Origin of the sequence: Bradyrhizobium australafricanum (genome assembly GCF_020329495.1) — a bacterium.
Classification (GTDB): domain Bacteria; phylum Pseudomonadota; class Alphaproteobacteria; order Rhizobiales; family Xanthobacteraceae; genus Bradyrhizobium; species Bradyrhizobium australafricanum.
The window spans coordinates 169,963-188,706 of record NZ_JAGKJL010000002.1; the positions used below are offsets into that span (position 1 = coordinate 169,963).

Annotated in this window: 20 protein-coding genes; 15 read left to right on the forward strand and 5 right to left on the reverse strand. The window is 63.1% G+C overall.

Features of this window, described 5'->3' with window-relative positions; all coding sequences use genetic code 11:
* Positions 1-72: 72 nt before the first annotated feature.
* The 6 genes from J6525_RS02600 (at position 73) to J6525_RS02625 (ending at position 8,056) form a co-directional block, all read left to right on the forward strand.
* The gene (locus J6525_RS02600; protein ID WP_225641828.1) at positions 73-1,665 is read left to right on the forward strand and encodes an MDR family MFS transporter; all 1,593 of its coding nucleotides are present in this window, start codon (positions 73-75) and stop codon (positions 1,663-1,665) included.
* A gap of 504 nt (positions 1,666-2,169) precedes the next feature.
* Positions 2,170-3,393: an ABC transporter substrate-binding protein gene (locus J6525_RS02605; RefSeq protein ID WP_225641829.1), complete on the forward strand. Its 1,224-nt coding sequence runs from the start codon at positions 2,170-2,172 to the stop codon at positions 3,391-3,393.
* 94 nt (positions 3,394-3,487) lie between these two features.
* Entirely contained in the window at positions 3,488-4,363 is an 876-nt protein-coding gene (locus tag J6525_RS02610; protein ID WP_050424320.1) for a branched-chain amino acid ABC transporter permease, read from the forward strand.
* 1 nt (position 4,364) lies between these two features.
* The gene (locus tag J6525_RS02615) at positions 4,365-5,291 is read left to right on the forward strand and encodes a branched-chain amino acid ABC transporter permease (protein ID WP_225641830.1); all 927 of its coding nucleotides are present in this window, start codon (positions 4,365-4,367) and stop codon (positions 5,289-5,291) included.
* Entirely contained in the window at positions 5,292-6,770 is a 1,479-nt protein-coding gene (locus J6525_RS02620; RefSeq protein ID WP_225641832.1) for an ATP-binding cassette domain-containing protein, read from the forward strand.
* 41 nt (positions 6,771-6,811) lie between these two features.
* A complete protein-coding gene (locus tag J6525_RS02625) occupies positions 6,812-8,056 on the forward strand; it encodes an ABC transporter substrate-binding protein (protein WP_225641834.1) in 1,245 nt (414 codons plus the stop codon).
* 186 nt (positions 8,057-8,242) lie between these two features.
* Here the strand turns inward: J6525_RS02625 and J6525_RS02630 are convergent, their stop codons facing one another.
* Both J6525_RS02630 and J6525_RS02635 read right to left on the reverse strand, forming a co-directional pair.
* On the reverse strand, positions 8,243-9,457 hold the full coding sequence (locus J6525_RS02630; RefSeq protein WP_225641836.1) for an NAD(P)/FAD-dependent oxidoreductase: 1,215 nt from the start codon (positions 9,455-9,457) through the stop codon (positions 8,243-8,245).
* Between the two features lie 237 nt (positions 9,458-9,694).
* Positions 9,695-11,329: a thiamine pyrophosphate-requiring protein gene (locus tag J6525_RS02635; protein WP_225641838.1), complete on the reverse strand. Its 1,635-nt coding sequence runs from the start codon at positions 11,327-11,329 to the stop codon at positions 9,695-9,697.
* Positions 11,330-11,754: 425 nt separating this feature from the next.
* On the opposite strand from J6525_RS02635, the gene J6525_RS02640 reads away from it, so the two are divergent.
* On the forward strand, positions 11,755-11,919 hold the full coding sequence (locus J6525_RS02640; RefSeq protein ID WP_016841801.1) for a Flp family type IVb pilin: 165 nt from the start codon (positions 11,755-11,757) through the stop codon (positions 11,917-11,919).
* 30 nt (positions 11,920-11,949) lie between these two features.
* Here the strand turns inward: J6525_RS02640 and J6525_RS02645 are convergent, their stop codons facing one another.
* Positions 11,950-12,177, reverse strand: a complete 228-nt coding sequence (locus tag J6525_RS02645) for a hypothetical protein (protein WP_016841800.1) — start codon at positions 12,175-12,177, stop codon at positions 11,950-11,952.
* 54 nt (positions 12,178-12,231) lie between these two features.
* A complete protein-coding gene (gene ku / locus J6525_RS02650) occupies positions 12,232-13,209 on the reverse strand; it encodes a non-homologous end joining protein Ku (RefSeq protein WP_225641840.1) in 978 nt (325 codons plus the stop codon).
* A 263-nt stretch (positions 13,210-13,472) separates the two neighbouring features.
* Here ku and J6525_RS02655 point away from each other — a divergent pair, with 263 nt between their 5' ends.
* From J6525_RS02655 to J6525_RS02690, 8 genes are all read left to right on the forward strand, one after another.
* Complete coding sequence (locus tag J6525_RS02655; protein ID WP_016841798.1) at positions 13,473-13,625, forward strand: hypothetical protein; 153 nt, start codon at positions 13,473-13,475, stop codon at positions 13,623-13,625.
* Positions 13,626-14,045: 420 nt separating this feature from the next.
* Complete coding sequence (locus tag J6525_RS02660) at positions 14,046-14,204, forward strand: hypothetical protein (RefSeq protein ID WP_167350445.1); 159 nt, start codon at positions 14,046-14,048, stop codon at positions 14,202-14,204.
* Positions 14,205-14,365: 161 nt separating this feature from the next.
* Complete coding sequence (locus tag J6525_RS02665; RefSeq protein WP_028331616.1) at positions 14,366-14,563, forward strand: hypothetical protein; 198 nt, start codon at positions 14,366-14,368, stop codon at positions 14,561-14,563.
* A 169-nt stretch (positions 14,564-14,732) separates the two neighbouring features.
* The gene (locus J6525_RS02670) at positions 14,733-15,011 is read left to right on the forward strand and encodes a hypothetical protein (protein ID WP_092079548.1); all 279 of its coding nucleotides are present in this window, start codon (positions 14,733-14,735) and stop codon (positions 15,009-15,011) included.
* 55 nt (positions 15,012-15,066) lie between these two features.
* Positions 15,067-15,483, forward strand: a complete 417-nt coding sequence (locus J6525_RS02675) for a hypothetical protein (protein ID WP_057020208.1) — start codon at positions 15,067-15,069, stop codon at positions 15,481-15,483.
* 95 nt (positions 15,484-15,578) lie between these two features.
* Positions 15,579-16,607 carry an NAD-dependent epimerase gene (locus J6525_RS02680; protein WP_375166706.1) on the forward strand — a complete coding sequence of 343 codons (1,029 nt, stop codon included), beginning with the start codon at positions 15,579-15,581 and terminating at the stop codon, positions 16,605-16,607.
* A 181-nt stretch (positions 16,608-16,788) separates the two neighbouring features.
* Positions 16,789-17,046 (forward strand): hypothetical protein, encoded by a 258-nt coding sequence (locus J6525_RS02685; protein ID WP_225641843.1) that lies wholly within the window; start codon positions 16,789-16,791, stop codon positions 17,044-17,046.
* Between the two features lie 768 nt (positions 17,047-17,814).
* Positions 17,815-18,024, forward strand: a complete 210-nt coding sequence (locus tag J6525_RS02690) for a hypothetical protein (RefSeq protein ID WP_016841790.1) — start codon at positions 17,815-17,817, stop codon at positions 18,022-18,024.
* A gap of 186 nt (positions 18,025-18,210) precedes the next feature.
* Here J6525_RS02690 and J6525_RS02695 read toward each other — a convergent pair whose 3' ends face one another.
* Positions 18,211-18,399 carry a hypothetical protein gene (locus J6525_RS02695; RefSeq protein ID WP_028331611.1) on the reverse strand — a complete coding sequence of 63 codons (189 nt, stop codon included), beginning with the start codon at positions 18,397-18,399 and terminating at the stop codon, positions 18,211-18,213.
* Between the last annotated feature and the right edge of the window lie 345 nt (positions 18,400-18,744).

The window sequence follows — 18,744 nt, forward strand, 5'->3', positions numbered from 1 at the left end:
TTGCTGCATAAATTACGAAGCAGAGAATGATTCCATCGCGGGACGCGCCCGCGCAGCAGCATTACGCCTCAAATGAACAAGTATGAACGGCAGAGCCGGATTCCTGCCGACCAAGAGACATTGCCCGACGACATTGCCGAAGAGCTGTCCCGCCTTCCGAGCGAGGTGATCGAACTCAGCGAAGCGCCGCCGCTGGCGCCGCCGGCACCGCTCAATCCGGACGAAGTCCGCACCATCGTCATCAGCCTGATGCTGACGATGTTCCTGGCCGCGCTCGACCAGACCATCGTCGCGACCGCGCTGCCGACGATCGGGCGCCAGTTTCACGACGTCACCAATCTGTCCTGGGTGATCACGGCCTATCTGCTCGCCTCCACCGCGGTGGCGCCGGTGTTCGGCACGCTGAGCGACATCTATGGCCGCCGCGTCATGATCATCACCTCGCTCAGCCTGTTCGTGGTCGGGTCGGTGCTGTGCGCAATCGCGCCCAGCATGACCATGCTGATCGTTGCCCGCGGCCTGCAGGGGCTCGGCGGCGGCGGCATCATGCCGGTGGTCCAGACCGTGATCTCCGACGTGGTGAGCCCGCGCGAGCGCGGCCGCTATCAGGCCTATTTCTCCAGCGTCTGGATGGCCGGCGGCATTCTCGGCCCGGTGGTCGGCGGCGTGTTCGCCGAGCATCTGCACTGGTCGATGATCTTCTGGATCAACCTGCCGCTCGCGGCGGCGGCGCTGGCGCTGCTGCTGCCGAAGATGGGCAAGATCCCGGTGTTCCACCGCAAGCGCAAGGTCGACTGGCTCGGCGGCATCCTGCTGATGGCCTCGGCCGTCGTGTTGATGCTGGTGCTGACCTGGGGCGGCACCCGTCTGTCCTGGCTGTCGCCGACCATCACCGCGATGGTGGGTGCCTCGATCGCGCTCGCCGGCGCCTTCGTCTGGCACGCGCGCCGCGCCGACGAGCCGTTCCTGCCGTTATCGCTGCTCGGCGGCTCGGTGGTGCCGTTCGCGATGGGGGCGGGCGGCTGTGCACTCGGCGCCATGGTCGGCCTCACCGTGCACCTGCCGCTCTATTACGAGGTGGTCTATCACCTCACCGCCAGCGAGGCCGGCCTTGCGCTGATCCCGCTCGCGGCGATCTCGACCTTCGGTGCGGCGATCGCCGGCCGGACCATGGCGAAGGCCAAGCACTACAAGCGCGTCGCCATCGTCGGCACCTCGGTGGCCGCGATCTGTGCCGTCGGCATGGCGGTGACGACGCTGCCGCTGTGGGGATTGCTGCTGTTGATGAGCGTGTTCGCGCTCGGCCTCGGCACCACATTCCCGATCAGCGTGGTGTCGCTGCAGAACGCGGTGGCGCGGCCGCAGGTCGGCACCGTCACCGGTGCGATGAACTTCTTCCGCGCGATGATGGCCTCCTTCACGGTCGCCGCCTTCACCACTATCCTGCTGATGACGCTCGGGACCGACATCTCGCTCGCCGGCGAGCATCATGGCGCGGCCAGCACCGTCAGCGCGATCCCGATGGCCGACATGATCCATGCGTTCCGCTACGTGTTCGGTGCCGCCGCCGTGCTGCTGACCACCGCCTCGATCTGCATGATCACGATGGAAGAGCGCCCGCTCGCCGGTCCCGCCGCCCACCCGCCGGCGGAGATGGCGGAGTAGGGGCGGTCGCCCCATACACCAATGTCGTCCCGGCGAAAGCCGAGACCCATACGCCGCGGCGGATGTTGTGAATGCGACTCGTCGTTCCAAATCGCGTAACAATCAGCATCCGTGGTTATGGGTCCCTGATTTCGCAGGGACGACACTGAGCTTGTCGCACGGCCAGCGGGCAACAATCCGCGTTCTCGCGACATGAATTGCCCGAGCCTTGCTTTTCGTTCAGCTCTCTCCGCTTCGCTCGCCCTGCGTAATTTGCGCAGCGGGAAATGACGATCTGAGAGATCGGCGCCCCACGACCTTTTATTCCCCCTCTGCCTCAAATTTATTCAGCCGCACCGCGCCGACCCACTACTTTAGTCGCCGTCCATGCATGGCGATCTGCGCGCAGTTTCACTTGCTGCGCATTTTGTCGCGGCTATAGTCGCGCCCCAAGAGCTCGAAGCAGCCGAAGAAAAAGAGGAGAGAAACAGGGTGACAAGAACATCGCGACTCCCCGTGCATGCGATGCAGAAACTTGCAGGAGCGGCCGTGTTGGGCCTGTTGGCTGCGGCGCCCAGCGGAGCGCTGGCTGCCGACACCCTCAAGATCGGCGTGATCGCCGAAGCGCAGGCGATTGCCGGTGCATCGATCCCGCAGGCGGCGCAGCTGGCCGCCGACGAGATCAACGCCAAGGGCGGCATCGACGGCCGCAAGATCGAGATCGTCAGCTACGACAACCACTCGTCCTCGGCGGATTCGGTGCGCGCGTTCCAGCGCGCCGTCAACGAAGACAAGGTCAACGTCGTCATTTCGAGCTACATCAGCGAAGTGGTGCTGGCGCTCGAGCCCTGGGCTTCGCGCCTGAAGACGCCGTTCGTCACGCCCGGCGCCGCCTCCAACGAGATCAGCAAGAGCGTCCACGCCGATTACGAGAAGAACAAGTACACCTTCCACGGCTACCTGACCTCGGCCGCGCTGGCGCTGTCGGTCTGCGACGCCGCCAAGGAGCTGCTGGTCGATCAGAAGCACATGAAGACCGCGGTCATCATGAGCGAGGATGCCGCGTGGACCAAGCCGCTCGATGTCGGCTACGAGGAGTGCCTGCCGAAGATCGGGCTTAAGGTCGTCGACCATATCCGTTTCTCGCCCGACACCACCGACTTCACGCCGATCTTTAACAAGGTCGAAGGCTCCAAGCCCGACGTGATCATCACCGGCATCTCGCATGTCGGCGTGCAGCCGACGGTGCAGTGGAAGAACCAGCAGGTGCCGATCCCGATGTTTGGCATTTCCTCGCAGTCGACCAACGAGACCTTCGGCAAGGACACCAACGACGCGGCGGAAGGCGTGCTGTATCAGGGCGTGTCCGGCCCGAACGTCGCGGTGACGCCGAAGTCGGTGCCGTTCGCGGAAGGCTTCAAGAAGCGCTACGGCAACTATCCGTCCTACGCGGGCTATACCGCTTATGACGAGGTCTACTACATCGCCGATGCGGTGAAGCGCGCCGGCTCGGTCGAGGCCGACAAGTTGGTCGATGCGCTGGAGAAGACTGACTGGGAAGGCACCATCGGACGCGTCCAGTTCTACGGCAAGGACGATCCGTTCACCCATTCGATCAAGTACGGCAAGGGCCTGATCACCGGACTGATGCTGCAGTGGCAGGGCGGCAAGCAGGTCGCGGTCTGGCCGAAGGAGGTCGCCAAGAGCGACCTCAAGTTCCCGAGCTTCATCAAGGTCACCACGAACTGACTGATGATCATGCTCCCGGGCCCCACCCGGGAGCATCCCTGTTCGGTTCTGTGTCCTCCACAACAGGCAGCCCTGCTGCCGCGGCCAATCTGAGATGCTTGCCTTACAAATCCTGATCGATGGCTTTGCCATCAGCGCGCTCTATGCGCTCGGCGCCACCGGTTTCACCCTGATCTTCGGTGTCTCCGGCGTCCTCAACCTCTCCCACGGTGCCATCATGGTGGCCGCGGCGGTCGCGGCCTGGGCCGCGGCCAGCGTGCTGCACCTCGACATCTACACCGGCGCGCTGTTCGGTGTCGGCGTCGCGCTGATCGTGTCGTTCGCGACCTATTTTGCGGTCGTCAAGCCGATCCAGAATTCAACGCGGATCCCCAACGAGGAGAAGGAAATCTTCGTCCTCACCGGCACCCTGCTGTGGGGCATCATGATCCAGGAGCTGATCGCCTATTTCTTCACCAACAACGCCAAGACGGTGCTGCCGATCGTCGAGGGTGTCGTCGATATCTTCGGCAACCGCACGCCGCGCAACAATATCTTCACCGCGCTGGTCTGCTGCCTCGTGATCGGCCTGCTGTGGCTCCTGGTGAACCGCACCAGGACCGGCAAGGCGGTACTGGCGGCCTCGATGAACCCGCGCGGCGTCACGCTGCTCGGGCTCGAACTCACCCAGATCTACATCGTGGTGTGGGGCATCTACGGCATTCTCGCCGGCATCGCCGGCGTGCTGCTCGGCATGTTCCTCGGCGTCAGCTCCTACAGCGTCGGGCCGCTGACCGCGAGCGCGTTCTCGATCGTCGTGCTCGGCGGCCTCGGCAGCGTGTCGGGTTCGCTGATCGCAGCCTTCGTCGTCGGCTATCTCGAGACCATCACGGCCTACATGATCTCGCCGGCCTATCGCACCATTCCGGCGCTGCTGCTTCTGGTGTTCGTGATGTATATCCGGCCTCAGGGCCTGCTCGGGAGGCGCTGAGATGGCCAGCTTCTTTTCCTCGCGCCTGTTCTTCATTTCGCTGGTCTGCGTGGTGATCGCCGCGACGCTGCCGTTCTACGTCTCGGGCTACATCCTCGGGCTGCTGACCGTCGCGTTCTATTTCGGCGTGTTCGCAATGGCCTGGGACCTCTTGTTCGGCTTCGCCGGCGAGGTGAATTTCGGGCCGACCTTCCTGATCGGCACCGGCGCCTACACCGCAGGAATTCTCAACAACCAGTTCGGCTGGTCGGTCTATGTCTGCATCCTGCTCGGCGCGCTGGCCTCGGTCGTCGCGGGCTTCGTGCTGGCGCTGCCGGCGCTGCGGGTGAGGGGGCCGTATTTCGGCCTGACCACGCTGGTGGCGGTCTTGATGCTGCAGAACTTCGTCGTGGTGTTCGCAGATCTCACCGGCGGCGAGATCGGGCTCACCATCCCTGACGTCATCACCATCAATGCCGGCGCCAATTACTGGATCGCGCTCGGCTTCATGACCGTGAGCGCGGCCATCCTGTACGGCCTGTCGCAATCGCCGGTCGGCCTCGTGCTGCAGGCGAGCGGGCAGGATCCGGTGCAGGCCGGCGCGCTCGGCTTCAACATCGTCAAGCACAAGCTCGCGGCCTTCATCGTCAGCGCCTTCTTCTCGGGACTGTCGGGCGCGCTGCTCGTGTTCTACTTCGGCACCGCCTCGGTCGGCACCGTGGTTGACGTTGCGGTCGGCGTGAACGTGATCGTCTCCGCCGTGCTCGGCGGCCGGCGCACCGTACTCGGCGCCGCATTAGGCGCGATCTTCCTGATCGTTGCCGGCGAATTCCTGCGCCCGACCGGCGAGCTTGCGACCTTCATCGTCTCGGCGGTGGCGCTGCTCGTCGTCCTGTTCTTCCCCGGCGGTTTCCTCGGAGCGGCCCTGTCACGCGAGGCGCGCTCTTAAATGGATCAGACTGTGACCACAGCAACGCTCACCGTCCGTGGATTGACCAAGCGATTCGGCGGCTTGACCGCCGTGAAGAACCTCTCGTTCGACCTGCATCCCGGCGAGATCCTCGGCCTGATCGGACCGAACGGCTCGGGCAAGTCGACCGCGATGAAGAGCGTGATGGGCATCGAGCGCCCGACCGCAGGCGAGGTGCTGTTCGAAGGCGAGAACGTCGCCGGGCTGCCTGCGCACAAGATCGCGCGCAAGGGCTTCGGCATGGTGTTCCAGCACTCACGGCCGCTGAACCGGCAGACCGTGCTGGAGAACATCATGGTAGCGCTGTTGCCCGACAGCCTGTTCATGCTGTTTCCCGACAAGGCGCTGACCGAGCGCGCCAAATGGATCGCCGAGCGTGTCGGCCTCGGGGCGGTGATGGACCGCCGCCCGCCGACGCTGCCATTCGCCGACCTGCGCCGGCTGGAATTGGCCAAGGCGATCGCGCGCGACCCCAAGGTCGTGCTGGTCGACGAGCCCTTCGCCGGTCTCACCAGCGCCGAGGTCGGCACCTTCTCCGCATTGATCCGCAGCTTCCGCGACGAGGGTCGCGCGGTGATGCTGGTCGACCACAACGTCAAGAGCGTCGCGGCGCTGGTCGACCGCGTGCTCGCGATGTATCTCGGCGAGGAGATCACGGCCGGCCGCGCCGAGGACGTGATGAAGAACGAGACCGTGCGGCGGGTCTATCTCGGCGGCGCGATCCAGACCCATGCGCGGCCCGAGACCTCGTTCAAGGACAAGGTGCCGCTGCTGCAGGTCGAGAATGTCAGCGTGCATTACGGCAAGGCGCAGGCACTGGAAAACGTCTCGATCCACGTCCATGAGGGCGAGTTCGTCTCCGTCGTCGGCCTCAACGGCGCCGGCAAGACCACGCTGTTCAACACCATCTCGGGTTTCCTGCCCTATACCGGCGAGATCCTGCGCGGGGGCGAGAAGCTGCGCGGCACGGGACCTGCGAAGATCGCCCGCTCAGGCCTCGTGCAATGTCCGGAATCGCGCGAGCTATTCGGCGAGATGACGGTGCGGGAAAATCTCGACCTCGGCGGCCAGCATCTCGACGACGCGGCGCGGGCCAAGCAACTCGCCTGGCTGTTCGAGCTGTTCCCGATCCTGAAGGAACGCCAGGGCCAGATGGCGCAGACGTTGTCCGGCGGCGAGCAGCAGATGCTGGCGATCGGCCGCGCGCTGATGATGCAGCCGCAGATCCTGATCCTGGACGAGCCGACGCTGGGGCTTGCGCCTGTTATCCTCGAGCTGCTGTCGAAGGCGCTGGAGAAGCTGCGCCAGACCACCAAGATCACGGTTCTGCTGGGCGAGCAGAACGTGACGTTCGCGCTTCCGCATGCCGACCGCGTCTATGTGCTGGAGCACGCGCGGATCGTCTGGGAGGGCGATCCGGGCCGGTTCGCCGCGGAGGCCGGCAAGGACTTTCTCTGACGTTCGCAGTTCGAAAAGAAGAAAGCAAAACAAGGGAGATCATGATGACAGCATATTCAACCGCGACCCGCATGAGCCTGTTGGCCTCGGCGCTCGCGCTCTGCCTCGCGGCGCCGGCCTATGCGCAGTCCAAGGACCCGATCAAGATCGGCATCATTGCCGAAGTGCAGTCGATCGCGGGCGCGGCGACGCCGGGCGGCGCGCAGATCGCAGCCGACGAGATCAACGCCAAGGGCGGCGTGATGGGCCGCAAGATCGAGATCGTCACCTACGACAACAAGAGCTCGTCGGCGGACTCGGTGCGCGCCTTCCAGCGCGCGGTGAGCGAGGATAAGGTTTCGGCCGTGATCGCGAGCTACATCAGCGAGGTCGTGCTGGCGCTCGAGCCGTGGGCTGCGCGGCTGAAGATGCCGCTGATCACGCCCGGCGCCGCCTCGAACGAGATCACCAAGGCGATCCACAACGACTATGAGAAGAACAAGTACACCTTCCACGGCTACCTGACCTCGGCCGCGCAGGCGCAGCTGGTCTGCGACGCGGCCAAGGAGCTGTTGGTCGACCAGCTCAAGTTCAAGTCGGTCGCGATCATGAGCGAGGACGCAGCCTGGACCAAGCCGCTCGACGTCGGCTACGAGGCCTGCCTGCCGAAGGCAGGCCTGAAGGTGGTCGAGCACATTCGCTTCTCGCCCGACACCACCGACTTCACGCCGATCTTCAACAAGATGGAAGCCGCCAAGCCCGACGTGATCGTCACCGGCATCTCCCATGTCGGCGTGCAGCCGACCGTGCAGTGGAAGAACCAGCAGGTACCGATCCCGATGTTCGGCATCAGCGCGCAGGCGCTGAGCCCGACCTTCTGGGGCGACACCAACGGCGCCGCCGAAGGCGTGCCCTCGCTCGCGGTGGCAACGCCCGATGTTGCGGTAACGCCGAAGACCAAGCCGTTTGCGGCGGCGTTCAAGGCCAAGTTCGGCACGCCGCCGGCCTATACCGGCTACACCGCCTATGACGAGGTCTACATCATCGCCGAGGCGATCCAGCGCGCCGGCTCGACCGATCCGGACAAGATGGTGACCGAGCTCGAGAAGACCGACTTCGAGGGCACGATCGGCAAGATCCAGTTCTACGGCAAGAACGACGAGTTCACCCACGGCATCAAGTCCGGTCCGGGCGCCGTGACCGGCCTCGTGTTCCAGTGGCAGGGCGGCAAGCAGATCACGGTCTGGCCGAAGGCGATCGCCGAGGGCCAGATGAAGTTTCCGAACTTCGTGAAGCTGTCGCAGTAGCAGACGTACTCGCCGTCGTTGCGAGGAGCTCGCGACAAAATTGCGAAGCCATTTTGCGCTGTAGCAACGAAGCAATCCACCTATCCCGACGTGGAGGGGTGGATTGCTTCGCGGAGCCTGTCATCCGGCGGCGCTTCGCGCCGACCGGGTGGCTCGCAATGATGATCGGCGAATGTGAGTCCCAAACTACTTGCGCGTCGGCGGCGCCGTCTGGATCGTCGGCGCGGCCGCCGCGAGCAGCGCGGCGCGGTCGCCGTTGCGTGGCGGATAGATGCGCTGCTGGTTGATGGTCTGCTTGGTGAGCTTGGCGGCGGCGCCTGTGGTGTGCACCTCGCGGTCCCAGCCGGTGGTGTAGAGCGCACCCCAGGCGCCGAGATCGAGCACCGTCACATACCAGTCGATATTGAGCTGCAGCAGCTTCTCGCCAAACAGGTCCGCCACCACATTGTGGCCGGCGAAGCGGCCCATCGGCCGCGCGAACTGGCAGGACATCACCGTCGGGTGCTCGCCGTCGATCAGGCAGGCGGCGACGTCGCCGGCGGCGAAGACGTCCGCAAGGCCTTCGACGCGCATGGTGTGGTCGACTTTGATCCGGCCGAGCGCGTCGCGCCTGGCTGGCAGCGAGGCGGCGAGGGGGCTTGCGCGCATGCCGGCGCACCACACCACGGTTTTGGTCGGAATGATCTCGCCGCTATCGAGCGTGATGCTGTCGGCGCCGACGGCACTGACCCGGACATTCAGCCGCGTCTCGACACCGAGCGCGGCCAGCGCCTCGTTGATGACCGGGCGGCCATGCGCGCCGAAGGTCGCGCCGACGACGGGATTGGGATCGATCAGGATGACCCGATGATCGCCGGTGATGCCGGCGTGCGCCAGCTTGGCCGGCATCTCGGTCGCGACCTCGATCCCGGTGAACCCTGCGCCGACGACCGCGACGCTCGCGCGTGCCTCTGACGGCGGCTCTTTACCGAGCGCCGCCAGATGCGTGTCGAGCCGCATCGCTGCTTCATACGTGTCGACATCGAAGCCGTGGGCGGCAAGGCCCGAGATGGCGGGGCGGACCAACTCGCTGCCGGTGGTCAGCACCAGCCGGTCGTAGCTCACAACCTCCGCGCCTGCGCTCGTCCTGACCGTGACGGCGCGCGTCGCCGGATCGATCGCCGCGACCTCGGCCACCCTATGGCTGACGCCAACCGGATCGAGCAGGTCCTTGAGCGGCAGCGCGACATCGCCGAGATCGACCTCGTAATTGCGCACCCGGATGTTGTGATAGGCGTTGCGATCGACGACCAGGATCTCGGTGTCCGCTGCCCGTGCACCGATCTCGTCGCGCTTGCGGGCTGCGCCGAGCGCGGCCCATAGCCCGGCAAAGCCGGCCCCCAGCACCAGGATGCGCGCCATCTCTCCCTCCGAAGTTGCACCGGAGGGAGCTTGCCTGTGCTAGCGCGGTCAAATCAAGTGGGGAGGCAAGGCCGAGTCGCTGCGTGCCGGAGTCTGGCCCAATCAACTCGCGCCTTCCGCAAGTTCGTCATGCCCGGCCTTGTGCCGGGCATCCACGTCTTCCATGCTTGTGCAGGAAGCAGACGTGGATGGCCGGGACAAGCCCGGCCATGACGGAGATAGGCGTGTGAGGTGCCCTCACGTCCCGGGCCGCGACACCTCGGTCTCCTTGCTGGTGATGAATTCCAGCAGCACCGGCACGCCTTCCTTGGTCTTCTGGATGCCGCGCTTGATCGCGGGGATGATGTCCTCGGGCTTGGTCACCCGTTCGCCGTAGCCGCCGAAGGCCTGGGCCATCGCGGCGTAATCGCCGGAGATGTCGGTCGAGCGGTATTTCTCGGTCGAGATCGGCATTACCTTCAGTTCGATCGCCATCGAGAAATTGTTGAGCAGGATCGACATGATCGGAATCCGCTCGCGCACCGCGGTCTCGAAGTCCATCCCCGTAAAGCCGATTGCGGCGTCGCCCCAGACATTGATGCAGAGCTTGTCGGGCTTGGCGAGCTTGGCGCCCATCGCAAGGCCGAGACCATAGCCGAGCTGCGTGGTCTTGCCCCAGCCGATATAGGACAGCGGCTCGACCGACTTCCAGAACGGCGAGAGCTGGTCGCGCGGGCTGCCGGCGTCGTGGGTGATGATGGTGTTGTGGATGTCGACGGTGTGCTGCAGGTCCCACAGCACGCGGTAGGGATTGAGCGGCGCGTCGTTGTGCGTCAGCTTCGGCATCCACTTGGCGAGCCACTCCTTGTGGGAGGCGGCGATCTCCTCGGCGACCGCGCTTGCGTTGCGGTCCGAGGTCACGGTCTTGCCGATCTCCTCCAGCAGCGCGTCGAGCACCAGGCCGGCGTCGCCGACGAGGCCGACCTTGGCCTCGACATCCTTGTTGATGTGGTTCGGATCGAGCGTCGAATGGATGATGGTCTTGCCCTTCGGCATCGCGATGCCGAATGACGTCTCGGTGAAGGAGCAGCCGATGCCGAAGATCACGTCGGCTTCGGAAAGAAATTTCGGCACCGCGCGCGGCACCGCGAGGCCGCCGGAGCCGAGCGAGAGCGGGTGCGTCTCGGGGAAGGACGACTTGCCGCCGAGGCTGGTGGTGACCGGGATCGCGAGCCGTTCGGCGAGGCGCTTCAGCTGCGGCCAGGCCTTTGCATAGTGCACGCCCTGGCCGGCATAGATCACCGGACGCTTGGCGCCAACGAGCAGGGCGGCTGCTTCCTTCACATGGACGGGGTCGGCGCCGTAGCGGGTGCGCAGCACCGGCGTGTAGTTCAAAGGCTCCGGCACCTCCTCGTTCCACATGTCGGCGGGGATTTCGACGATGACCGGCCCGCCGCGGCCGTTCTTCAATTTTGTAAACGCCCGCCGAAAGATGTTGCAGACCTCGGCTGCGATGTTGATCGGCTCCGACGATTTTGAGAACGCCTTCATCGCCTGGCTGGAATTGAAGTTCGGGTCGATATTCGCCAGTCGACGCGCATAGCCCATCGGCAGCACCAGGACGGGCACGGATTCGCCGTAGCACTGCGCGACGCCGCCCATCGCGTTCTCCGCACCGGGGCCGTGCTGCATGCAGAAGGCGCCGATCTTCTCGCCCGATGTGACGCGGGAGATTGCGTCCGCCATGTGCACGCCGATGCGCTCCTGGCGCACCATCACGGGGCGGATGTCGGCATTGGCGGCGTATTCGATCAAATGGTTGACCGGGTAGCCCGTGAGGATCTCGATGCCCTCGCGCTTCATGATTTCCGCGATCGCGGTGCCGAGCTTCATGACGGTCACTCCCTTTGCATGCGGCCGGTTCGTTCCGGCCTCGTTGTCGCCTGTCCGATAAAGGAACAGGATTCCGCGGCGCCGGTAAAGCGCGGCCGGGGCCGGATCAGGTAGTCCTGATATGCGTTTACGACTGGAGCTGTTTCCGGTCAGACAGGATCAGAACGGAGCTCTTAAATTCTTGTTTTGACGCGTTTTCTTTGCGCGAGCCGGTGTCCACTTCGCTGGAAAGCGCTTTGGTCGCGGCCCGGTGCCTCGCCCGGCGGCAACCCGATGCAGGCAGAACTAGCACGGAAATTCGCTGCAACTTTTAAGCGACCGTTCATCCTTTCCCTCAATGGGCCGTCAACCAATGTGGCCTAGTTTCGCAAGCATATTACTACGGCGCGGGAGAAAAAGCCGCGAGCGTCGGACAGGAGCTTTTCATGCGCGCGTTGATGGCAAGGTTTCTGCGTGATGAGGTCGGGGCGACGGCCATTGAATACGCCATCATCGCCGGTGGCATCAGCATCGTGATCGTCGCGGGCGTCAGGGGCATCGGCACCAGCGTGAGCGGCCAATTCAATGCCGTCAGCTCGGCATTCAAGTAAGCCCTGCCGGCAGCTCGGCATTTTCCGGATTCAGTCGTCCCCGTTCAACGCGCGCAGCATCGCGATGCGCGCGAACATCAACCAGCCGGCGCCTTGTTCCGCCGCATTGATCAGATGCTCGACCGCGATCTGCCAGCGCGTTTCCTGCTGGGTGTCTTCCGATAGCTTCATGATGTAGTCGGCGGCGTGCTGCAGCGTCACCAGTGTGCCGCCGCGATGCAGCGCGATCGGTTCGTCAAACGGCGTCGACCAGGGCATCTCGACCGGAACATCTCAGGCGCTGTGGACCGGGCTCATCTTGCGGTCGCTGCGCTAGCCTGCCTTCTTGCGCGCCGCGGTGCCCTGGGCGCGCGTTGTCTTCTCGGCCTTCTTCGGCTCGGGCTTGGCGGCCTCCTTGGGCTCGCGCTTGCCGCTGCCCGAGATCGGCAGCAGCATTTCGCGCTGGCCCTCGATGCGCTTCTTCGGCTTCTTGCCCTTCGCGGCCTTTGCTTCAGTCTTGGCGGGCGCGGCCTGCTTCTCGTTGGCGAGGCTCTTCTTCAGCGCGTCCATCAGGTTGATGACGTTACCGCTGGTCTTCGCCGCGGGCTTGGCGACCTTGATGCCGTTGCGCTTCTGGTTGATCAGGTCGATCAGCGCCTGCTCGTAGCGGTCCTCGAACTCCTCCGGATCGAAGTCGGCGGACTTCTGCTCGACGATGTGCCTGGCGAGATCGAGCATGTCCTTGGTGATCTTCACATCCTGGATGTCGTCGAAATACTCCTTCTCGCTGCGCACTTCATACGGGTAGCGCAACAGTGTGCCCATCAGCCCGTTGTCGAGCGGCTCGAGCGCGATGATGTGCTCGCGATTGGTCAGCACCACGCGGCCGATCGCGACCTTGTTCAGGCTGCGGATGGTCTCGCGGATCACCGCAAAGGCGTCGTGGCCGACCTTGCCGTCGGGAACGAGGTAGTAGGGGCGGATCAGATAGCGGCTGTCGATCTCGCTGCGCGGCACGAATTCGTCGATCTCGATGGTGCGGGTCGAATCCAGCGCGATGTCGTCGAGCTCTTCCTTGGTGACCTCGATATAGGTGTCGGTGTCGACCTTGTAGCCCTTCATGATGTCTTCGGTGGAGACTTCCTCGCCGGTCTCCGCGTCGACCTTGGCGTATTTGATCCGGTGGCCGGTCTTGCGGTTGATCTGGTTGAAGGAGACCTTTTCGGTATCCGATGTCGCCGGGTACAGGGCAACCGGGCAAGTCACGAGCGAAAGGCGCAAAAAGCCCTTCCAATTGGCGCGAGGGGCCATGGGGAAACTCCAGGAAACTCCGATTACACAACCGACGGAACGGTCAAGGATAACACCGGCAACCCCAGTTTGAAACAACACGGCCCGGTGAATCTCGCAACGGCGTTAACCGTATCCTCGCGCTGCGCCCGTTTGACGCGGCGGGCGGGACTGCCGTCGGCCCAGCCGTCAACGCCCTCGGAACATCGCTCCCGATCACGCGTTGGCTGTCGAAGGGGCGCGGCAAACGCCGGAATTACAGGCACTTAAGCAAAGAGGTTGCCATGGCAACGGAACGACACGGTCAAATCGTCGAAACCCCGACCGAGGCACGGCAGGCCGAGCCTGGACCTTCGGTTCTCGCGCTGCTCACGGCCTCGACAGGACTGGCCGTCCTGATCCTCGGCATTGTCTGGTTCGCCTTTTTCCGCGTGTGAGGCGATTATCATTGGTTGGCCACGTGCGAGGACTTGATTGTTAAACTGAGAGGCGGGGCGAAGCGGGCAGATTGCTCCCGGGAAGAATCCGTTCGGTCGATCGCGGCGGCTTCCGGCGCGCGGCTATCCTGCATGCGGGCCACGTCGCATGGTCAAGCTGCACGACCGTCTTGATCGACGTATGTGACGTCGATCGGACCAGGACTCGAAGTGGAAATTCCGGCGCGCGGGCTGCCGCGATCGCCGACGTCGAATTCCTGATCGTGTCGAACGGAATTTCCACTGCGCGATGGCGTGCGGCTTGGCGGCGTTTTGCAGCGATGATCTGTGATGCGCAAGGCGAATGGCTGTGGCAACTCGTCACGAGATCATCGAAATTGACTGCTAGCTGATTTGAATCAGATACGCCTTGAGCCTGAGATGTTCTACTCGCAAGAAGAAAAAAACTCGTTGCTGGCGCGCCTCAAGGAGAAAAGCGTTTCAGGTGCCTTCGTCGGACTGACGGTGCTGGCGATGGCGGGGTGGATTTATCTTCTCAGCTCGATGTTCCTGAAATTCATGCTCTGGTGGTTCTCCTGAGACGTTCTCTCGCGAGAACAATTATTGTCGACGCCTGATCATTGATGCGTCGTTCGATTGCACAAAAATTCCAGCGGCTGAACAATCTTTCGGCGCGTCCAATCATGATGTCGTCACAACTTCGAATGTTAATAACATCGAGGCGAACGTGGACGGTTGTGATGGTTTCTCCTGCTCTGATTCTCGCGGCGGTGTTCGTCGCAGGCTTCTTCTCCGGTTTCGCCGCGCGCTCGTGGCGGTCGCACAAGCGCCGCGCGCAATATCGGATCTATGCACCGTATGTGGCGCCATCAGCCGCGAAATCGTCGAGGCGGGAACAGCCGGTCAGTGCGTTCGGCCACATGCGTCGCGCGTTCTAGCGGAGTAGTTCGATCGAGGTAACGCGACGGTGTGCGGTGAGTTGGGGTTGGCTGGCAACATGCAATCGGTCATCATGTCCGCGTCCGTTGCGGCAGGCGGGTTGGTTGCATGCCAGCGTGCGCCTGATCTCGTCGCCAGCCCCGCGGATCGCAAGGGAACTTTCACGTCATGAGTGATCTCAGGGGGCATTCGCCAAGGCGGTATGTCGTCGATGTCAGTGGCAAGCGCGTGCTGGTCGGGCTGACGCTTGAGGAGACGTCGGAGTTCGAGGACCTGGACTCCTCGCTGCCGGGACTGGCCGACGGGCACGCTAATGGGACGGGCCTGGTGCCGTCAGCCGGTGAGGGACGGTGGCTCGAACTCTATGACAAGCACGACAAGGCCTGGATCAAGTGGAAAGCCGACCTGAGAGCCGGGCATGAGGGCAATTCACCCTTTTTTAACTAAGACCGGGCGATTTTGACCTGTGCTGCCTCAATGGGCCCGAACCGGATACTGACAGATGTTTCAGCTGTTTTTGCGGTCTCGCGCGCAGGACCTGATCAAATCGCGGCGCGGCGAGGAAGGGTTCAAGGCACGCTCGGCCGAGCGCGATGCCGAGACCGATCGCGCCCGGATCGGATCGATCATGGCCGCGATCGAGGCCGCGTTGCAGGCGGCCGAAAGCGAGCAATCCGGTCTTGGCCGCCGCGTCGATGATGTTCTGGCCCGCGCCGCAGTGACTCTTGGCAACGGCACCGACGAATATCTGGAACGCGAGGCGCTTGACAACTATCATCAAGACCTGTTTGACGCCGAGATCTCCAACGGCCAGCGCCGGCTGAAGGAATTGGCGACCGAGATTGCGCACTTCAAGTTCATGAAAGCCGCCGTCCTGAGCCGCTTTCCGGACTACAAGCCTCCGGCCGCCAGCAACTGACGCCTGGCGGCGCGCAACGCGAAGCCAGCTGCGGCTGCCGCGTGTAACGGCGGTATTCGAATGGTCCGGCGCAAGGCGAAAGGCACGGGCAAGACGTGGTGATCGCAGGCAATCTACTCGTCACGGGCTGCGCCGGCTTCATCGGCTTCCATCTGGCGGAGCATCTGCTGCGGGCAGGGCAGCCGGTCATCGGCCTCGACAATCTGAACGACTATTACGACCCGGCGCTCAAGCGCGCGCGCCTCGATCTGCTCAAGCAGCACCGTGGCTTCACCTTCGTGGAGCTCGACCTCGCCGACCGAGCCGGCATGAAGGCGCTGTTCGAGCGTTATCGCTTCGAGGTCGTGGTGCATCTCGCCGCGCAGGCCGGCGTGCGCTATTCCCTGCAGAACCCGCACGCCTATGCGGATTCCAATCTGGAGGGCTTCCTCAACGTCCTCGAGGGCTGCCGGCACACCGCGTGCAAGCACCTGTTGTTTGCGTCCTCATCGTCGGTCTATGGCGCCAACACCAAATTGCCGTTTTCGGTCCACGACAATGTCGACCATCCCGTCAGCCTGTACGCCGCAACCAAGAAGGCCAACGAGCTGATCGCCCATTCCTATAGCCATCTCTATCGCGTGCCGGCAACCGGGCTGCGGTTTTTCACCGTGTATGGGACGTGGTATCGGCCGGACATGGCGCTCTATGCGTTCGCCGACGCGATCACCAAGGGCAAGCCGATCCAGCTGTTCAACAATGGCAACATGCGGCGCGACTTCACCTATGTCGACGACGTGGTCGAGGCGATGGTGCGGTTGATCGGCCGCGCGCCGGAAGGCGACGTCAACTGGTCGGGAGCGCATCCCGATCCGGGTTCGAGCCGGGCGCCGTGGCGGGTCTACAATATCGGCAACAGCAGGCCGGAAGAACTGATGCATGTGGTGGCGCTGCTCGAGCAGGGCTTGGGGCGACAGGCCGAAAAGCAGTTGCTGCCGATGCAACCGGGAGATGTACTAGAGACGTCGGCCGACGTCTCTGACCTGGAGCGTGAAATCGGCTTCCGCCCGCAGACGCGGATCGAGGATGGCATTGCCAGGTTTGTCGCCTGGTATCGGGCCTATCACGACGTCGATCGGACCTAGGCGCCGCGAGAATCGTCGTCGTGTTTCAGCTCGCAGTCAGAGCTTGATCTTCGCGCAAACGCGATCCGCGTTTTGTTGCGACGGAAAACCGCTTCGCACGTTCCCGGATCATGCTTTAGTCCGCTCCTTGCGAGTCCGGGCTCGAGAAAAAAACTGATTCAGTTTGGAACGGAGTGTGGCAATGCGAGTTATCTCGGGTTTTGCGATCGCCTCAGCCGTGATCATGATCTCCAGCGCAATGGTTCCCGCGCATGCGATCGACGTGCAGGTGGCGCGCGCCTGCGATGCCTTGGTCGCGAAGGCATTTCCGCCGCTACAGCCCGGCAATCCCGCTTCCGGGAGCGCGCGGGGAGGCGCCAAAGCCCAGCGGGACTATTTCAACAAGTGCGTCGCCAATGGTGGCAAGATGGACGACGATACGCCTCCTAAATCGAAATAGCGCGCGATCGCGACGCGGGGCGAATTAGCGATGCTTATGGCGAATCTTCGCTGTCGCTGCTGTTCATGGGGACTGTGCAAGCGCGTGCGAATGCAGCGACAGGCGCGCGAAAGGCGTTCACTCCCACTGTTCAAACCGGACGCTTCGGTCCCGCTCATTTTAATTAGAATAGCGTTAGCGCGGTTGGGTCCGGCGGAGGCGAAATCGCGTTTGGTCCGATGTTCAGCGTTGAATTCATTTCGCTGGATTGCTCGAGCGCTTCAGGGCACCGTCAGCCTCTTCAATATTCGCAACCGGTCGAAACACTCTGCGATCCTTGATGGACGTGGCAGCAGCAGATTTTGCGTCTGCGGAGCAGCTTTGGTGGAATATCTTGTGTGCAGCTGAGCGCGTCCCTTGAAGCGCGATCGCTGTAACACGGCGACATTGTGATAGCCGGACAATGCACGTTTGGTTGAACGACACGGCAGCCATCAATGATCACCAAGCAATATCATGCGCTTGGTAGAGCTTCCGACCCACATTGAGCCGCGTTGTCCAGCCGCGCGCCTCATAGCTGCCGCTGCCAACTCATCTGTACGACACATCAAAGGCCGCCGATCTAGCGCTTCGCGATCAGGTTGTGGAACCTGATTGAGAAAATTTAACTCGGAGCCATGTTGGTCGCAAACCTGCCCCATTAACCGCCTTCCATGTGCGCGGAATAACCCTGTCATCGAAACTTCAATCACATCGCTCATACCCTTAACCGCAGAGCGAGGGCGCGCCATGAAGCAGCACAAAGTTCAACATTTGCATCAGCCGATCGAAGAGGCGTTGCTCGCGACCAATCAATCGCTGCGCAACGAAGTCGTTGCGCTGATGCTTGATATCGCTGAGTTACGTGAAATCCAGGAACGCCCGGGCTCGTCGCGTTCGTTCGGCATGTCTCGAGAGCAGAACACCCCGCGCGTCGCGCTGCGCCGGGTTCACAGCTGAAGTCCGTCAGCCTCTTTCTCATCGGCAGAATATGCGGCCACATCCTCGCCAATCCGGCGAGCATGCTGGCGCGCCTGCAGTTGCGGACATTTCAATTCTAAATTGAATGATGCGCTGGCCCGATGCTCGTTTAGGCGAGCTGGCGGACGTTGCTGCGGATAATCGCGGTCGTGAGGGTGGGGGCGGTCAGTGCTCCAGCGGCACGGACTTGCGTGCCCCGACATCGGACAGACGCTCGCGCAGGATCCAATTCTGCAAGACCAGTTCGACCGCGGTATGCCGGAGCTCGCAATTCTCCGCGACGAGGCGTTCCAGGATGTCGGCCGCCTCGCTTGACGCGGGTTGGTTCCCCTCGAAGACCTTGAGACGCGCCATGGTGTCGATCCTCGCAAAAATGTTGATCAGAGACTGGCTCTGACAAGCGTCAGCACGGAATGGTTCGCGGATTATCGGGCGGACGTGGTTCCGCCTGATGGCCTCGGGTGGGAAAGCGCTTAATTGATAATTCGTGGATCGAGATATGAGCGTTAGGTTTCGTGAAAATAATCCTCAAATATGTTGAAACCCTCATGACACCTAACGTCCTAGTAACTACTGCTGGGCGTGTACGCCCGCAAGCGGCCGGACGCGAAAGTCGCGGGATTAATTTGTTAGAAATTTGTGAAAGTTGCGCTTGACCGGTGGGGCGATTATCGCGGCGAGGCATGGCGCACTCACAAT

What these genes read in the sequence shown, in the direction of transcription:
- J6525_RS02600 (WP_225641828.1), top strand. Translation starts at nt 73, where the DNA reads ATGAACAAGTATGAACGGCAGAGCCGGATTCCTGCCGACCAAGAGACA.
- J6525_RS02605 (WP_225641829.1), top strand. Translation starts at nt 2,170, where the DNA reads ATGCAGAAACTTGCAGGAGCGGCCGTGTTGGGCCTGTTGGCTGCGGCG.
- J6525_RS02610 (WP_050424320.1), top strand. Translation starts at nt 3,488, where the DNA reads ATGCTTGCCTTACAAATCCTGATCGATGGCTTTGCCATCAGCGCGCTC.
- J6525_RS02615 (WP_225641830.1), top strand. Translation starts at nt 4,365, where the DNA reads ATGGCCAGCTTCTTTTCCTCGCGCCTGTTCTTCATTTCGCTGGTCTGC.
- J6525_RS02620 (WP_225641832.1), top strand. Translation starts at nt 5,292, where the DNA reads ATGGATCAGACTGTGACCACAGCAACGCTCACCGTCCGTGGATTGACC.
- J6525_RS02625 (WP_225641834.1), top strand. Translation starts at nt 6,812, where the DNA reads ATGATGACAGCATATTCAACCGCGACCCGCATGAGCCTGTTGGCCTCG.
- J6525_RS02630 (WP_225641836.1), bottom strand. Translation starts at nt 9,457, where the DNA reads ATGGCGCGCATCCTGGTGCTGGGGGCCGGCTTTGCCGGGCTATGGGCC.
- J6525_RS02635 (WP_225641838.1), bottom strand. Translation starts at nt 11,329, where the DNA reads ATGAAGCTCGGCACCGCGATCGCGGAAATCATGAAGCGCGAGGGCATC.
- J6525_RS02640 (WP_016841801.1), top strand. Translation starts at nt 11,755, where the DNA reads ATGCGCGCGTTGATGGCAAGGTTTCTGCGTGATGAGGTCGGGGCGACG.
- J6525_RS02645 (WP_016841800.1), bottom strand. Translation starts at nt 12,177, where the DNA reads ATGCCCTGGTCGACGCCGTTTGACGAACCGATCGCGCTGCATCGCGGC.
- ku (WP_225641840.1), bottom strand. Translation starts at nt 13,209, where the DNA reads ATGGCCCCTCGCGCCAATTGGAAGGGCTTTTTGCGCCTTTCGCTCGTG.
- J6525_RS02655 (WP_016841798.1), top strand. Translation starts at nt 13,473, where the DNA reads ATGGCAACGGAACGACACGGTCAAATCGTCGAAACCCCGACCGAGGCA.
- J6525_RS02660 (WP_167350445.1), top strand. Translation starts at nt 14,046, where the DNA reads ATGTTCTACTCGCAAGAAGAAAAAAACTCGTTGCTGGCGCGCCTCAAG.
- J6525_RS02665 (WP_028331616.1), top strand. Translation starts at nt 14,366, where the DNA reads ATGGTTTCTCCTGCTCTGATTCTCGCGGCGGTGTTCGTCGCAGGCTTC.
- J6525_RS02670 (WP_092079548.1), top strand. Translation starts at nt 14,733, where the DNA reads ATGAGTGATCTCAGGGGGCATTCGCCAAGGCGGTATGTCGTCGATGTC.
- J6525_RS02675 (WP_057020208.1), top strand. Translation starts at nt 15,067, where the DNA reads ATGTTTCAGCTGTTTTTGCGGTCTCGCGCGCAGGACCTGATCAAATCG.
- J6525_RS02685 (WP_225641843.1), top strand. Translation starts at nt 16,789, where the DNA reads ATGCGAGTTATCTCGGGTTTTGCGATCGCCTCAGCCGTGATCATGATC.
- J6525_RS02690 (WP_016841790.1), top strand. Translation starts at nt 17,815, where the DNA reads ATGAAGCAGCACAAAGTTCAACATTTGCATCAGCCGATCGAAGAGGCG.
- J6525_RS02695 (WP_028331611.1), bottom strand. Translation starts at nt 18,399, where the DNA reads ATGGCGCGTCTCAAGGTCTTCGAGGGGAACCAACCCGCGTCAAGCGAG.